Origin of the sequence: Saccharothrix sp. NPDC042600 (genome assembly GCF_040647305.1) — a bacterium.
Classification (GTDB): Bacteria; Actinomycetota; Actinomycetes; order Mycobacteriales; family Pseudonocardiaceae; genus Actinosynnema; species Actinosynnema mutabilis.
Window position 1 is genome coordinate 1 of sequence record NZ_JBEZBW010000102.1, and the last position, 14,862, is coordinate 14,862.

The window sequence follows — 14,862 nt, forward strand, 5'->3', positions numbered from 1 at the left end:
CCGCGCTTCTCCCTTCTTGGCAACCAGCTTTTCCGGTTGCCAAGAAGGGAGAAGGGTGGTTGCCTCCGGCAGGCCGTACGGGGAACGAACCGACGTTCTTCCACCCCCCGGGGGCCTGCCGCGCGGCGAGCGCCGCTTTTGATCTTTCGCTTTCGCTTTCGCTTTCGCTTTCGCTTTCGCTTTCGCTCTTGATCTTTCGCTCTTCGCCTTCGCTCTCCCGCTCTCCGAAAGCGCGCAAGTCACGCAGCTTCATCCGCCGTAGGGGCAAGCAGGTCACCCCGGTAAGCGGCGGCTTGGAGCTCGAACAGTTCGTAGTAGTGGCCCTTGAGCGCCATCAACTCCTCATGCGTCCCCTGCTCGACGATCTTCCCCTTGTCCAGCAACACGATCCGGTCCGCATTGCGGATGTTCGCCAGCCGGTGCGTCACCAGGATGGTCGTCCGCCGAGCCGCCGCCTCCCGCAGCCCCTCGAACACCCGCGCCTCAGCCTTCGCGTCCAAAGCCGCCGTGGGTTCGTCGGCCACCAGGACAGCCGCATCCCGGTACATGCCCCGCGCGATACCCATCCGCTGCCACTGCCCACCCGACAGGTCCTGGCCGTCGTTGAACTGGCGGGACAGCACGGTGTCGGGCCCCGACGGGAGCGTGGCCAGCACCTCGTCCGCCCCCGACCGCTGGACCGCGTCCTCCCACGCCGCGTCGTCCTCCCGGTCGAGGCGGCCCACGGTGACGTTCTTGCGGGCCGTCATGGGCCACTGCGCCGGGTCCTGGGCGATGACCGCGATGGACGAGTGCACCGACGTCTTGTCCGCCTCCGCCAGGTCCACGCCGTCCCAGCGGACCTTTCCCCCGTCCGCCGGGTACAGGCCGGTCAGGACCTTCCCCAGGGTGGTCTTCCCGGAGCCGTTCTCGCCGACCAGCGCGATGACCTCGCCGCGGCGCACGGTCAGGCTCACGTCGTCCAGCGCCGGCGTCTCCTTGCCGGGGTAGCGGAAGGTGACGTTCTCCAGGGTGATCAGCTCCGGGTCCGTCGGGGCCTTCGTGGGTGACGGTCGCTGCGCCCGCTCCGCGCCCTCGGCCAACAGCTTCCGGTAGAAGTCGATGTAGAACGAGTCCTCGTAGATCGCGTTCACCGCGCGGGTCGTGGTGGACAGCGACGAGAACCCGGTGCGCATCGCCAGCAGCGCCGTGCCGGCCAGGGCCAGGTCCATGCGGCCCGAGTACAGCAGCACGCCAAGCACCGCGTACGCGAAGCCCGTCCCCAGCCCCGCGAGCGCGCGGCCGGTGAGGCGGACCAGGTTCGTCTTGTGCGCCATGCGGATCTCGTCGGCCATCAGCGAGTCCGCGATGCGCCGGTGCTCCGCGAGGAGGCGTTCCTGGAGGGTCAGGGCGTGCCGTTCGAGGGCGAAGTCGCGGTCGGTGGCGACCTCCTCCACCACGCCCTTGCGGATGTTGCGGGTGACCGAGTCCAGGAAGTGCTCGTACCGCAGCTTGGACACCCGGGCCGAGGCCCACGCGTTCGCCACGGCCGCCAACAGCAGCGCGGGCGCGAGCCACGGGTCGAGCAGGCCGACCGTGACGATCGCGGCGACCATCGTGATGCACGACGACACCAGGTCGGCCAGGTACCGCAGGCTGCTCTCCAGGCTGCGCACGCCGTGCCGGCCGCCCTGGCGGGCCAGTTCGCGGAAGTCGGCGTCCTCGAACGCCAGCAGCTCCGCCCGCACCAGCACCGCCGTGACCTCGTCGTTCGCGGCCCGCGACACCCTGGGCCGCAACGAGCTCTCCACGGCCGCCACGGCGGTGTCGAGCAGCGCCCGCGCGGCGTACGAGCCGACCACCACGGCCAGCGCGGGCAACGACTCGGCGACGCGTTGCGGCGTGGGTCCGTCGCGCAGCAGGGCGGTGAAGACGTCCGCCGTGGCGAGCAGCCCGAACGCCGTCACGCACCCGCTCACCACGTGCACGACGGCGGCGGCGACGGTCAGCTTCGGCGAGGTCCGCCAGGCCAACCGGACGACCACGCGGATCGCTTCCGGCAGGCTGCGCAACGCCTTGCCGAGGCTGACCGTCGCGGCCTTGCGCCCCACCTTCGCCCACTTGGGCGTGGAGATGTTCTCCACCCCGATCAGCACGGAGGTCATGCTGTCCAGGTAACGCCTGCGCGCGGTGCCATGCCACCGATTTCGCTGACAGCCGCCATGCGCCGCCCGACACCGCCATGCGCCGCCCGACAGCCCTCATCCGCCGCCGACACCGTCATGCGCCGCCCGACAGCCGTCAGGTGAGGGCCGCCTCGTGGTTGAGCAGCCAGCGCTTCACGTCCACGCCCCACCGGAAGTTGCCGATCGCGCCGCCCGTGCGGACCACGCGGTGGCAGGGCACGAACAAGGTCGCCGCGTTGCGCGCGCAAGCCGAAGCCGCCGCACGCACCGCCGACGGACGCCCGGCCAGCAGCGCGTAGTCCGCGTAGCTGACCGGCTTGCCCGCCGGCACCGTGCGCAGCGCCGTCCACGCCTGTTCCATGAACTCGCCGGACCGCTGCCGCACCGGGACGTCGTCGATCGCCGCCAGGTCGCCCGCGTGGTAGCCGCGCACGGCCCGGGTCACCCCGCCCAGGTCGCGGCGGGTGGTCAGGCTCGCGGGGCGCAGCGACGGCGACACCTGCGGCAGCAGGTCGTCCACGGTCCCGGTCCACCCGCTGGCCAGCACGGACCCGTCCGCCGCCACCACGGCGGTGAAGGGGCCGATCGGGGTGTCCACAGTGGACGAGAAGGCGGTGGTCACGCGGTCCTCCTGAGGTGCATCTCGGCGTAGGACCGCCAGGGCCGCCACGCCGTGTTGTCCGTGGTCAAAGGGATGTCGGGCGCGCCGAGCACGCGCATCACGACGTACCGGGCGATCCCGGGCCCCACGCCGGGGAACGCGGACAGCTCGGCCGCCAGCTCGTCGGCGTCGCGCCCCACGTCCACCACCAGCGCGCCGGACGCCAACGCCGCCGCGACGGGCGAGTCGATGTCGGCGGGCGCCGGGTACAGGTGGGTCACCGGCCCGTCCGGGATGTCCAGCGGTTCGCCGGGGGACACGTGCCCCAGCGCGCGCAGCAGGGTCTCGGCCCCGTCCACGCTGCCCGGCAGCCGCACCCCGGGGCGCGCCTGCACGAGCGGGCGCAGCAGCGGGTCGCCGCCGAGGAACTCGTCCACCGCCTGCGGGTCGGCGTCGAGGTCCAGCAGGCGGCGCACCCGGCTCACCGCGCTGCCCAGGTCCCGCAGGTCGCCCAGCCGCAGCGAGCACGACACGTACCCGTCGGCGGGCTCCAGCAGGACCGTCGCCTGCCCGTGCGGCAGCCGCAGCGACCGCGCGTAGGAGGTGTCGGTGACGTGCTCCACGCCCGGGATCGCGGACTCCCGGAACGACGCCAGCAGCCCCGCCGCGTCGAACGGCGGCCGGTACGGCAGGCGCAGCGTGATCCGCCCCGCCGTGCCGACGACCTTGCGCTTGGACCGCATCTCCGACGGCGTGGCGGCGAACACGGCCCGGATCGTGTCGTTGAACTGCCGCACGCTCGCGAACCCCGCCGCGAACGCGATGTCGGTGAACGACAGGTCCGTGGTCTCGATCAGCAGCCGGGCGGAGTGCGCCCGGTGCGCCCGCGCCAGGGCCAGCGGACCGGCCCCCAGCTCGGCGGTCAGCACGCGGGTCAGGTGCCGCTCGGAGTACCCGAGGCGCGCGGCCAGGCCCGGCACGCCGTCGCGCTCGACCACGCCGTCCGCGATGAGGCGCATGGCGCGGGCGGCCAGGTCGGCCCGCAGGTTCCACTCCGGGGAGCCGGGCACGGCGTCGGGCAGGCAGCGCCGGCACGCGCGGTAACCGGCCGACTGCGCGGCGGCGGCGGTCGGGTAGAACTCGGCGTTGCGCTGCTTGGGCGTGACGGCCGGGCACGACGGGCGGCAGTAGATCCGGGTGGTCCGGACCGCCAGGATGAAGCACCCGTCGAACCGGGCGTCCCGGGCCGCGACCGCCCGGTAGGCGCGTTCGGCGTCGACCAACATGAGCTTCACTGTGCCACCGCCGGCACCTGGGGTCTCGCGGGAATCGGACATGGCGTCCCACCGCGTAGACTCACCCCCCGTGAGTTTGACCCTCGGTATCGTCGGCCTGCCCAACGTCGGCAAGTCCACCCTGTTCAACGCCCTCACGCGCAACGACGTGCTCGCGGCGAACTACCCGTTCGCGACCATCGAGCCCAACGTCGGCGTGGTGCCGTTGCCGGACGCCCGCCTCGGCAAGCTGGCGGAGATCTTCGGCTCGGAGCGCGAGGTGCCCGCCGTGGTGTCGTTCGTCGACATCGCGGGCATCGTCAAGGGCGCGTCCGAAGGCGCCGGCCTGGGCAACAAGTTCCTCGCGAACATCCGCGAGGCGAACGCGATCTGCCAGGTCATCCGGGTGTTCGCCGACGACGACGTGGTGCACGTCGACGGCCGCGTGGACCCGGCGGCCGACATCGAGACGATCAACACCGAGCTGATCCTCGCGGACCTCCAGACGCTGGAGAAGGCCGTGCCGAGGCTGGAGAAGGAGGCGCGGACGGTCAAGGACCGCCGGCCCGCCCTCGACGCGGCGCTCAAGGCGCGCGCGGTCCTCGACTCCGGCCGGACGCTGTTCGCGGCGCAGGCGGAGGTCGACGGCGAGCTGCTGCGCGAGCTGAGCCTGCTGACGACCAAGCCGTTCCTGTACGTGTTCAACGCGGACGAGGGCGTGCTGACCGACGAGGCGAAGCTGAAGGAGCTGCGCGAGCTGGTCGCGCCCGCCGACGCGGTGTTCCTGGACGCGAAGGTCGAGGCCGAGCTGCTGGAGCTGGACGAGGAGTCCGCGCGCGAGCTGCTGGAGTCCATCGGCCAGCACGAGCCGGGCCTGCACGCCCTGGCCCGCGCCGGCTTCCACACCCTGGGCCTGCAGACCTACCTGACGGCCGGCCCGAAGGAATCCCGGGCGTGGACCATCCCGAAGGGCGCGACCGCGCCCCAGGCGGCGGGTGTCATCCACACGGACTTCGAACGCGGCTTCATCAAGGCCGAGGTCGTCTCGTTCACCGACCTGGTGGAAGCCGGCTCGATGGCCGCCGCGAAGGCCGCCGGCAAGGTCCGCATGGAGGGCAAGGACTACGTGATGGCCGACGGCGACGTGGTGGAGTTCCGCTTCAACGTGTGACCGGCTGGTCCGCCGGTGCCGAGGCCCGCTCGTGCCGAGGCCCGCTCGTGCCGAGGCCCGCTCGTGCCGAGGGGCGCTCGTGCCGAGGGGCGCTCGTGCCCTCGAACGGATCAGGGCCCGACCCCGGACGGGGCGGGCCCTGATCGGGCGTTCGGGTAGTGTCCGAACCCGACTCCGGTCACCGCACTTGGTTGCGGCTGTGGCGGGCGAGTGCGAACACGCCACCTGCTGTGGCCAGCATGCCCAGCGCGGCGACGGTGAACACGACGATGTCGGCGGTCATACGAATCCCCTTGCGTAGATCTCCCACTCGTCCAGACGTCCGGGTACCCGGTTTCGTTGGCCGGCAGTCGTGCAATTCACACGATCGTGGTGGAGGTGGCGTGATCAAGGTCGAGGCGCGCGTGCTGAGGGTCGCGCCGTGGCTGCTGGGGCTGTCCCTGGTCGGCCACCTCGCGATGGTCGCGCTGCAGGCGAAGATGACCATGGTGGACCTGATGGTCTACCGCAACGCCTCGCCCGAGCTGTTCACCGGCGAGCTGTACCAGTGGCGGCTCAAGGAGTTCTCCGAGCAGTTCGCGCTGCCGTTCACCTACCCGCCGTTCTCGGCGTTCGTGTTCGTGCCGCTGTCGTGGGTGCCGTGGGGCGTGGCGCGCTGGTTCTGGCAGCTGCTCAGCCTGGCGTGCCTGTACTTCCTGACCCGCAAGGCGCTCACCCTGGTCGGCAGCGCCGACCCCCGCCGCGCGATGCTGTGGACCGCGTTGTTCGTGTGGGTCGAACCGGTCCGCACCACCCTCAACTACGGGCAGATCAACCTGGTGCTGGCGGCGCTGCTGATCGGCACGCTGGTCAGCGCGCGGCCCTGGCTCGCGGGACTGGGCGTCGGCGTCGCGGCCGGCGTCAAGCTCACCCCGGCGATCTCCGGGCTCTACTTCCTGGTCACCCGCAAGTACAAGGCCGCGGTGTGGTCGTTCGTCGCGTTCGCCGGCACGGTCCTGCTCGGGTTCGCGATCTCCGCGGGCCAGTCGAACCAGTTCTGGTTCCACCTGCTCGGCGACGCCACGCGCGTCGGACCGGTCGGGTCGGCGATCAACCAGTCGCTGCGCGCGGCGCTGTCCCGGACGGTCGGCTACGACGTCGAGGCCGGGCCGATCTACCTGGTCGGCGTCGCGGTCGCGGTCGCGTGCGCCGCGTGGGCGCTGTGGTGGGCGGTCAAGGCCACCGACACGCTGGCGATGGTCGTCGCCGTCCAGTTCCTGGGCCTGCTGGTGTCGCCGATCTCGTGGAGCCACCACTGGGTCTGGGCGGTGCCCGCGCTGATGTGGCTGATCTACGGCGTGCGGCACCGGCTCGCGGCCGTGACGGCGTGGGCGTGGGTGCTCGCGATCGGCAGCTACCTGATCTCGTTCCTGCTCCACGCCCAGCCGTCGATCTGGATCATCTCCCGCCCCTGGTACCTGTCCCTGCTCGGCTGGGTCTACCCGGCGGTGGGCCTGCTCACCCTGGTCGCGATCGGCGTGGTGCTGCGCGAGAGGTCACGCGAGCGCGTCGAGGACGCCGTCGATCTCCTCCGCCAGTGACACGTCCAGCGCGGTGATCCCGCCGCTGGAGTGGGTGCTGCACCGGAAGGTCAGCGTGCGCCAGCGGATGTCGATGTCCGGGTGGTGGTTGTCGTTCTCGGCGATCTCCGCGACCCGGTTCACCACCTGGATCGCCTGCGCGAAGCTGGGCAGCTCCGCCGTGCGGACGAGCGCGCCGTCGCGGGCGCTCCAGTCGGGCAGCGTCGACAGCGCGGCGGTCACCTGGTCGTCGGTCAGCAGCTCGGCCATGCCCCGATGGTCCCACCGCGTGGCGTAAACTGCGCGTTCGCCACGGGAGTCCGGTGATGCGCCGGGCTGAGAGGAGGGCTCGCAAGCCCTCGACCGTCCACCTGATCCGGATCATGCCGGCGTAGGGAGAGAAACGATGTTCCGACGAGTGCTGACCGTCGCCGTCGCGGCGGCCTCGCTGGCCGCGTGCTCCGCGACCACGGGCCAAGCGCCGCAGGGCGAACGCGTCGTCACCCTCGTGACGCACGACTCGTTCGCGGTGAAGCCCGAGCTGCTCGACGCCTTCAAGGCCGAGACCGGGATCACCATCAAGACGCTGGCCAGTGGTGACGCCGGCGCCATGACGAACAAGCTGGTCCTGACCAAGGGCAACCCGATCGGGGACGTGGCGTTCGGCGTGGACTCCACCTTCGCCTCGCGCGCCCTGAAGGAGGGCGTGTTCGCCGAGTACGCCTCCGCCGAGGCCGGCAAGGGCGCGCAGCGCTACCAGCTCGACCCGCCCAACCGCCTGCACGCGGTGGACGTCGGCGACGTGTGCGTGAACATCGACGTGGCCGCGGTGGGCGCGGACGCGCCGAAGACCTACGCCGACCTGGCGGACCCGAAGTTCAAGGACAAGCTGGTCGTGGAGGACCCGGCCACGTCCTCGCCGGGCCTCGCGTTCCTGCTCGGCACGGTCGCGGAGTTCGGCGAGTCCGGCTGGCCGGACTACTGGACCAGGCTCAAGGCGAACGGCGTCAAGGTCGTCTCCGGCTGGGAGGAGGCCTACACCCAGGACTTCTCCGGCTCCAGCGGCAAGGGCCCGCGCCCGATCGTCGTCTCCTACGCGTCCTCGCCGTCGGCGGAGATCGGCGACGACGGCACGCCGCGCACCAAGGCGCTGCTGGACACCTGCTACCGCCAGGTCGAGTACGCGGGCGTGCTGGAGGGCACGAAGAACGCCGAGGACGCGCGCAAGGTCGTGGACTTCCTGCTCGGGGAGAAGTTCCAGGCCGACGTGCCGGGCCAGATGTACGTGTACCCGTCGCGCGAGGGCGTGGCGCTGCCCGAGGCGTGGACCAAGGCCGCTCCGCTGCCGGAGAAGGCCCGCACCCTGCCCGCGAGCCAGGTCGACGCCAACCGCGAGCGGTGGGTGCAGCAATGGCGCGCACTCGTGCAGGGCTGACCGGGACGTTCGCACGCGCGGGGCTGGGCTGGTCGTTCGCCGCGCTCCTGCCCCTGGGGTTCCTGGGGGTGTTCTTCGCCTGGCCGGTGGTCGCGATCGTCGGCCTCGGGCTGGGCGAGGGCGGGGTGCTGCCCGTGATCGGCGCTCCCGAGACGTGGGAGCTGGTCGGGTTCACGCTCGGCCAAGCGCTCGCCGCGACGCTGTTGGCGCTGGTCACGGGCCTGCCGGTGGCGTTCCTGCTGGCCCGGTGCCGGGTGTGGGGCACCGGCGTGGTGCGGGCGGCGGTGATGGTGCCGTTCGTGCTGCCGACGGTCGTGGTGGGGCTCGCGTTCCGGGCGCTGTGGCCCGACGGCGGGGTGCTGCCGATCGTGCTGGCCAACGCGTTCTTCAACGTCGCCGTGGTCGCGCGGACCGTCGGCGGCGTGTGGGCGTCGCTGGACCGGCGGGCGGAGGACGCGGCGCGGTCGCTGGGGGCGTCGCGGCCGCGGGCGTTCACGTCGGTGGTGCTGCCCGCGCTGGCGCCGGCCCTGGGTTCGGCGGCGTCGGTGGTGTTCCTGTTCTGCGCCACCAGTTTCGGCGTGGTGCTGGTGCTGGGCGGCGCGCGGTACCGGACCGTGGAGACGGAGATCTACCTGCGGACGGTCGAGCTGTTCGACCTGTCCGGGGCGGCGGCGCTGTCGTTGGTGCAGTTCGTCGCGGTGGTGGCGGTGCTGGTGGTCGGCGGGGTGCTGCGGCGGCGTCGGGAACGGGCGCTGTCGTTGCGGGCCGAGGCGGTGCGGCGGCCGGTCGGCGGCGAGTGGGGCGTCGTGGCGGTCGCGTGGCTGGTCGTCGGGCTGTTGCTGACCCCGGTGGTGGGGTTGGTGGTGCGGTCGCTGTCCACTTCGGACGGTTGGAGCCTCGCCGGGTACCGGGCGCTGGCGGGGACCGGCGACCGCGGGACGCTGGCGGTGACCGGGGTCGACGCGGCGCTGAACTCGGTGCGGGTGGCGACCGACGCGACCCTGGTGGCGCTGGTCGTGGGCGTGGTGTCGGCGGTGGTGCTGGTGGGGTTGCGGCGGCACGGGGCGTGGTTGGCCGAGACCCTGGACACCGCGTTGATGTTGCCGCTGGGCGTGTCCGCGGTGACCGTCGGGTTCGGGTACCTGGTCACCATGGACGCCCTGCCGGGTGACTTCCGCACGTCGCCGCTGCTGGTGCCGCTGGCGCAGGCGCTGGTCGTGACGCCGTTGGTGGTGCGGATCGTGCTGCCGGTGCTGCGGGCGGTGGACGAGCGGCTGCGGCAGGCGGCGGCGACGCTGGGCGCCTCGCCGTGGCGGGTGTGGCGGGAGGTGGACCTGCCGCTGGCGTCGCGGTCGCTGGTCGCGGCGGCGGGGTTCGGGTTCGTGGTGGCGCTGGGGGAGTTCGGGGCGACCAGCTTCCTGGCCCGGCCGGACGCGCCGACGCTGCCCGTGGTGATCGCCCGGCTGATGGCGCGGCCGGGTGAGCTGAACAGCCAGATGGCGTACGCGGCGTGCGCGCTGCTGATGGTGGTGACCGCGGCGGCCGTGCTGCTGGTCGAGCGGCTGCGGGTGCCGGCCGGCGGGGAGTTCTAGATGTTGGCGTTGCAGGGGATCACCGTCCGGTACGGGCCGCTGGTCGCGGTGTCCGGTGTGGACCTGTCGGTCGGTGACGGCGAGGTCGTGGCGCTGCTCGGGCCGTCGGGGTGCGGCAAGTCGACGCTGCTGCGGACCGTGGCGGGGCTGGTGCCGGCCTCGTCCGGCGGCGTGACGTGGGACGGCGCGGACCTGGCGGGCGTGCCGGTGCACCGGCGCGGGTTCGGGCTGGTGTTCCAGGACGGGCAGCTGTTCCCGCACCGGGACGTCGCCGGGAACGTGGCGTTCGGGCTGCGGATGCAGCGGGTGGACCGGGAGGCGCGGCGCAAGCGCGTGGACGAGCTGCTGGAACTGGTCGGGCTGGCCGGCTACCAGCGGCGGCGGGTGACCGAGCTGTCCGGCGGCGAGCAGCAACGGGTCGCGCTGGCGCGGGCGCTGGCCCCCCGGCCCCGGCTGGTGCTGCTGGACGAGCCGCTGTCGGCGCTGGACCGGGCGTTGCGGGAGCAGTTGGCGGTGGACCTGGCGCGGCTGCTGCGGGAGGCCGGGGCGACGGCGCTGGTGGTCACGCACGACCACGACGAGGCGTTCACGTTGGCCGACCGGGTGGCGGTGATGCGGGCGGGCCGGATCGTGCAGGTCGGGCCGCCGGCGGAGGTGTGGCGGTCGCCGGCGGACGTCGAGACGGCCCGGTTCCTGGGGTGCGGGAAGGTGCTGGCGGCGGAGCGGGCCGCGCGGCTGGTGGGTGTGGCGGCGCGGGTGGGGTTGCGGGCGTCCGCGTTGCGGGTGGACCCGGACGGCGGGCTGGCGGGGGACGTGCTCGAACGCGTCCACCGGCGCGACCACGTGCGGCTGCTGGTGAGCGTGGAGGGGGACGAGTTCGAGGCGGTGGCCCCTGTCGCCGCCGCTCCCGAGGTGGGTGAGCGGGTGCGGTTGGCGGTGGACCCGGACGGGGTCGCCGTCATCGGCTAGCGGGCCGGACCCCCGGTCCAGTCTTCGCGGGTCAGGCGTACTCGACCTCGCCGTGCTCGGAGCCGGGGATGGGGTCGGGCCAGTCCTGGAAGAAGGTGCGGACGAAGCGCAGGCCGACCCGTTCCATGACGCGGCGGGAGCCGGTGTTGACGGTCATCGTCGTGGCGAAGACGCGGTGCACGCCCAGTTCGCGGAAACCCTTGTCCAGCAAAGCTTTCGAGACTTCGGTGGCGAACCCGCGGCCCCAGGCCGACGGGTGGAGCCGGTAGCCGAGCTCCCGGACGCCGGGCGCGGTCTCGCGGAACTCGAACAACCCGAGCAACCGACCACCCGCCTTCTCCTCACCCGCCCACCAGCCGTCGGCGGCGATGAGCCGGTCGAGCAGCTCCGCCGCCGCGGCCCGGTCGAGCGGCCGACCGCCGTCCAGGTAGCGCATCACGGCCGGATCGGCGTGCAGGTCGGCGAGGGCGTCCACATCGGACTCACGAAAGCTCCGCAACCTGACCCGCTCGGTCTCCAGGAACATGCGCGCCACCCTGCCCGAGGCGCTGGACGGGGCCAACGGATTTTCACGCGCGCTACCAGCCGGACTGGCGAATCGCCACACCACGCGCCCCGCCGCCCTGCCTGAGCGCGCCGCCACCCTGCCGGGCCGTGCGAGCCGCTGACCCGCCGACGCGCACGCCCTGCCAGATCACGCGGCCCGCGCCACCTGCCGATTTGCGCGACCCGCCGGAACGCGTGGGGCGTGAGTCGGCGGGGCGCGTGTTGCCTGGCCGGTGGCCGGTGGCCGGTGGCGGGTGGCGGGTGGCGGGTGGCTGCGTGGCGGGTGGCGGGTGGCTGCGTGGTGGGTGGATGGATGGTCGGTGGGGCGCTTGGTCGGTGGGGTGGGGTTAGTTGTCCTTGGTGGCTAGGCGCATGGCGGCTAGGGAGAGGCCGATCAGGATGTAGCAGCCGGCCAGGGCTGTGCTGCGCCACAGGGCCTCGGTGGGCAGGGGGTCGCGCATGACGTCGATCAGGCTGTTCCAGTTGGTCGTGATCAGGTACGGGTGCAGCCAGTCCAGCGCCTCGAACAGGCCCAGCACCGCGGAGACGATCACGCCCGCCATCGTCGCCGCCATCACGACCAGCGGGTGCTCGGTGCACGCCGAGATCGCCATCGCGATCGCCGCCACGCCCCACACCTGCACGGTGACCAGCAGGATCGTCAGCGCGATGCGGACCAGCGCCGCGCCGAACGGGAGGGTGCTGCCGGACAGCGTGAGCATCCCCGTGCCGCCGAACAGGACCGCCCCGGTGATCACCGCGACGAACGACATCAGGGTGATCGCGAACAGGGTCATCGTGGCCACGCCGAAGGACTTCACGGCCAGCAGCCGCATCCGGCCGACCGGCGCGATCAACAAGCCGCGCAGGGTGCCGTGCTGCGCCTCGCCCGCCAGGCCGTCGGCCGCCCAGATCGCCCCGACCAGCGGCAGCAGCAGCGGCAGGGCCAGGAACAGCGTGAACACCGGCAGCACCAGGCCGTTGCCGCCGATGATCGCGGCCAGGCCGGGACCGCCGGAGGCGTCGCCGTCGTCCACCGCGAACCACAGGCCGATGCCGGCCAGGACCGGCACCAGGCACAGCCCGAACAGGCCGATGACCGTGCGCGGGCGGCGGATGATCCAGCGCAGTTCCGAACGCAGTTGCCGGCCCAGCGGGGCGCGGGCCGCGACCAGTGGCGCGCTCATGCCGCCCCCTCCTCGATGGTGTCTACCGCCGACAGGCCCTCGTCGGACTCCTGGGCCTCGGTGAGCCGCGCGAACAGCTCCTCCAGGCCGGTGCGCTGCCGGCGCGCCTCGTAGATCGGGATGCCGGCCGCGACCAGCGCCTCGATCACCGCGGGCGGGGTGGTGCCGATCAGCTCGACCCGCACGCCCTCGGTGGTGGGCCGCGCGGAGATCCGGGCGTCGCGCAGCACGTTCAGCGCCTGGTTGAACTCCGGTGTGACGACCAGCAGCGAGCTGTTCTCCGCCTGCAGCAGGTCGCCGAGCCCGCCCTGGGCGACGACCGTGCCCCGGTGCAGCACGGCGACGTGCGTGCAGGTGGCCTCGATCTCGCTGAGCAGGTGCGACGACACCACGACCGTCGTGCCCGCCATGTGCAGGTCGGCGATGACGTTGCGGACCTCGCGCGTGCCCGCCGGGTCGAGGCCGTTGGTCGGCTCGTCCAGCACGATCATCCGACGCTCGACCAGCAGCGCCGCGGCGAGGCCGAGCCGCTGCTTCATGCCCAGCGAGTACCCCCGGTAGCGGCGGTGCGCGGCGGCGGCCAGGCCGACCCGTTCCAGCGCGTCCTCCACCGCCTGCTTGGTGGAGCCGGTGGCGAGCAGCGGCTCGAAGGCCGCCACCCGCCGCAGGTTCTCCCGCCCCGACAGGAACGGGTGGAACCCGGGACCCTCGACCAGCGCACCCACGTGCGGCAACGCCGCCGCCGCGCCGTCGGGCAGCGCCTTCCCCAGCAGCTCGACCTCCCCCTCGGTCGGCCGCACGAGCCCGAGCAGCATGCGGATCGTGGTGGTCTTGCCCGACCCGTTCGGGCCGAGCATCCCGAGCACCGCCCCCTCCGGCACGTCGAGGTCCACCCGGTCCACCGCGACGGTGTGCCCGTACACCTTGCGCAGTCCCCGCGTCCGGGCGGCGAGGACCGGGGTGGAGCCGGCCTCGGCCGACTCCACCCGTGCGCTGGTCGAGGTGCTCACTTCACCTGGCCGATCGCCTCGACCAGCACCTGCTCCGGCACCGCACCCGCGGCCACGCGGCCGTCGTCGGCGATCAGCGCAGCGCCGACCCGGGTGGTGATCAGCGTGCCCGACCCCCACGGGCCGCTGACCTGCTTGCCGAGCTGCTTGAGCAGGCCCTCGACGTCCACGTCCTGACCCGGCCGGCCCTCGCGCTCCCACTCCCGGCCCTCGCCCTGCTTCTGTGCGAGGTTCTTCAGGGCGTCGGCCGGCATGCGCGCGGCCAGGACCTGGTCCCAGCCCTCGCCGATGACCTGCGGGTTCGCCTCGGCGAACGCGCCCTCGGCGAGCGCCCTCTCCTCGGCGGTCGGCCCGCGCAGCTCCGGCTCGGACACCTTCGCGCCCGGCGGCGGTGTGAAGCTGAACAGCGCGGCGTCCTGCGGGCCGACGTTCAGCTCGGAGAACCCGATCTGCACGGCCGGCGCGGCGGTGCCGTTGGTCAGCACCTCGAACCGCAGCGGGATGCGCAGCTCGGAGTCGACCGCCACGCGCACCTCGCGCAACACGGTCCGCTCGGTCGGCTTCGGCGTGAGCACCAGCTCGTAGGCGGGCCGGTCGGCGACGCGCGCCGTGCCGTCCACGCTCACGTCGCTGAACTCCTTGATCTTGGCCACGGCCTCGCGCGCCACGGCCACCGGGTCGGCGGGCACCTGCGGCGCGTTCGGGTCGAGCTGCAGCCGGGGCTCCTCCAGCTCGCCGTGGGCCAGCTTGGTCACCTGCTGGTCGGCGGAGTCCCACAGCCAGCCGGTCTGCCCGTCGTCGACGAACGTGCGCTCGCTGTCCGCCGCCGGCAGCTGGACCCGGACGCGCCCCGCGCCGTCGGTCCACACCCGCAGCTTGGAGTCCCCGTCGGACAACTGCGGCAGGCCGCTGATGCCGGGAACGCCGAGGTCGTTGCTCACCGACACGGCGCCGCCGAACGCGGCGGGCTCGGCGGTCAGCACCGACTCGACCAACGCCTCGGCCTCCACCGCGGGCAGCTCCGGCGCCGGACCCGCACCGGCGGGCATGGCGAGCACCCCCAGGCCCGCGACCCCGGCGACCACGCCGACCGCCGCGGCGACCACGGTCACCCTTCTCCGGTTCATGTGTCCCCTCCTCCAAGGGCGTCGGCCAACCGGTTGCCGGCCGACACCCCAGACCCTCCTCGGGTCGGCCTGAGATGGCGCTGAGAGCCACCGGAACCCTGAGAACGACCTCAGCGAGCCGCTCGGCGGCCCGACCGCGATTGTCCTCCTCAGGGGAGGCATCCGGCCACGTCAGGAGCCACGAGCCGGGAGCCACGCGCCGGGACCGCGGGCAGGGGGTGGGAGC

The 14,862-nt window shown here is 73.0% G+C and carries 14 protein-coding genes and 1 riboswitch; of the genes, 5 read left to right on the forward strand and 9 right to left on the reverse strand.

Going from position 1 to position 14,862, the window contains the following annotated elements:
- The 4 genes from AB0A74_RS35605 to AB0A74_RS35620 all read right to left on the reverse strand — a co-directional run.
- The coding region (locus AB0A74_RS35605) for a hypothetical protein (protein ID WP_358256578.1) at positions 1-253 on the reverse strand (253 nt) is incomplete at its 3' end.
- A complete protein-coding gene (locus tag AB0A74_RS35610) occupies positions 240-2,144 on the reverse strand; it encodes an ABC transporter ATP-binding protein (protein ID WP_358256580.1) in 1,905 nt (634 codons plus the stop codon). The genes AB0A74_RS35610 and AB0A74_RS35605, both read right to left, overlap by 14 nt.
- A 136-nt stretch (positions 2,145-2,280) precedes the next feature.
- The gene (locus AB0A74_RS35615) at positions 2,281-2,787 is read right to left on the reverse strand and encodes a methylated-DNA--[protein]-cysteine S-methyltransferase (RefSeq protein ID WP_358256582.1); all 507 of its coding nucleotides are present in this window, start codon (positions 2,785-2,787) and stop codon (positions 2,281-2,283) included.
- The gene (locus tag AB0A74_RS35620) at positions 2,784-4,052 is read right to left on the reverse strand and encodes an AlkA N-terminal domain-containing protein (protein WP_358256584.1); all 1,269 of its coding nucleotides are present in this window, start codon (positions 4,050-4,052) and stop codon (positions 2,784-2,786) included. The genes AB0A74_RS35615 and AB0A74_RS35620 overlap by 4 nt, the downstream gene beginning before the upstream one ends.
- A gap of 79 nt (positions 4,053-4,131) precedes the next feature.
- On the opposite strand from AB0A74_RS35620, the gene ychF reads away from it, so the two are divergent.
- Entirely contained in the window at positions 4,132-5,211 is a 1,080-nt protein-coding gene (ychF, locus tag AB0A74_RS35625) for a redox-regulated ATPase YchF (RefSeq protein ID WP_358256585.1), read from the forward strand.
- A 383-nt stretch (positions 5,212-5,594) separates the two neighbouring features.
- The gene (locus AB0A74_RS35630; RefSeq protein WP_358256587.1) at positions 5,595-6,791 is read left to right on the forward strand and encodes a mannosyltransferase; all 1,197 of its coding nucleotides are present in this window, start codon (positions 5,595-5,597) and stop codon (positions 6,789-6,791) included.
- Here AB0A74_RS35630 and AB0A74_RS35635 read toward each other — a convergent pair.
- The gene (locus AB0A74_RS35635) at positions 6,747-7,040 is read right to left on the reverse strand and encodes a 4a-hydroxytetrahydrobiopterin dehydratase (protein ID WP_309116841.1); all 294 of its coding nucleotides are present in this window, start codon (positions 7,038-7,040) and stop codon (positions 6,747-6,749) included. The genes AB0A74_RS35630 and AB0A74_RS35635 overlap by 45 nt on opposite strands.
- Positions 7,041-7,071: 31 nt before the next feature.
- Positions 7,072-7,185, forward strand: a riboswitch (TPP riboswitch).
- Between AB0A74_RS35635 and AB0A74_RS35640 the strand changes: the two genes are divergently transcribed.
- From AB0A74_RS35640 to AB0A74_RS35650, 3 genes are all read left to right on the forward strand, one after another.
- On the forward strand, positions 7,177-8,205 hold the full coding sequence (locus AB0A74_RS35640) for a thiamine ABC transporter substrate-binding protein (RefSeq protein WP_358256589.1): 1,029 nt from the start codon (positions 7,177-7,179) through the stop codon (positions 8,203-8,205). Its footprint overlaps the riboswitch before it by 9 nt.
- Complete coding sequence (locus tag AB0A74_RS35645; RefSeq protein WP_358256591.1) at positions 8,181-9,797, forward strand: iron ABC transporter permease; 1,617 nt, start codon at positions 8,181-8,183, stop codon at positions 9,795-9,797. Before AB0A74_RS35640 ends, AB0A74_RS35645 begins: the two co-directional genes overlap by 25 nt.
- Entirely contained in the window at positions 9,798-10,766 is a 969-nt protein-coding gene (locus AB0A74_RS35650; RefSeq protein ID WP_358256592.1) for an ABC transporter ATP-binding protein, read from the forward strand.
- Positions 10,767-10,797: 31 nt separating this feature from the next.
- On the opposite strand, the gene AB0A74_RS35655 is transcribed toward AB0A74_RS35650, so the two are convergent.
- The 4 genes from AB0A74_RS35655 to AB0A74_RS35670 form a co-directional block, all read right to left on the reverse strand.
- Complete coding sequence (locus AB0A74_RS35655) at positions 10,798-11,292, reverse strand: GNAT family N-acetyltransferase (protein WP_358256593.1); 495 nt, start codon at positions 11,290-11,292, stop codon at positions 10,798-10,800.
- A gap of 367 nt (positions 11,293-11,659) precedes the next feature.
- A complete protein-coding gene (locus tag AB0A74_RS35660) occupies positions 11,660-12,499 on the reverse strand; it encodes an ABC transporter permease (protein WP_358256594.1) in 840 nt (279 codons plus the stop codon).
- Positions 12,496-13,509, reverse strand: a complete 1,014-nt coding sequence (locus tag AB0A74_RS35665) for an ABC transporter ATP-binding protein (protein WP_358256595.1) — start codon at positions 13,507-13,509, stop codon at positions 12,496-12,498. The genes AB0A74_RS35660 and AB0A74_RS35665 overlap by 4 nt, the downstream gene beginning before the upstream one ends.
- Positions 13,506-14,636 carry a hypothetical protein gene (locus AB0A74_RS35670; protein ID WP_358256596.1) on the reverse strand — a complete coding sequence of 377 codons (1,131 nt, stop codon included), beginning with the start codon at positions 14,634-14,636 and terminating at the stop codon, positions 13,506-13,508. Before AB0A74_RS35670 ends, AB0A74_RS35665 begins: the two co-directional genes overlap by 4 nt.
- Between the last annotated feature and the right edge of the window lie 226 nt (positions 14,637-14,862).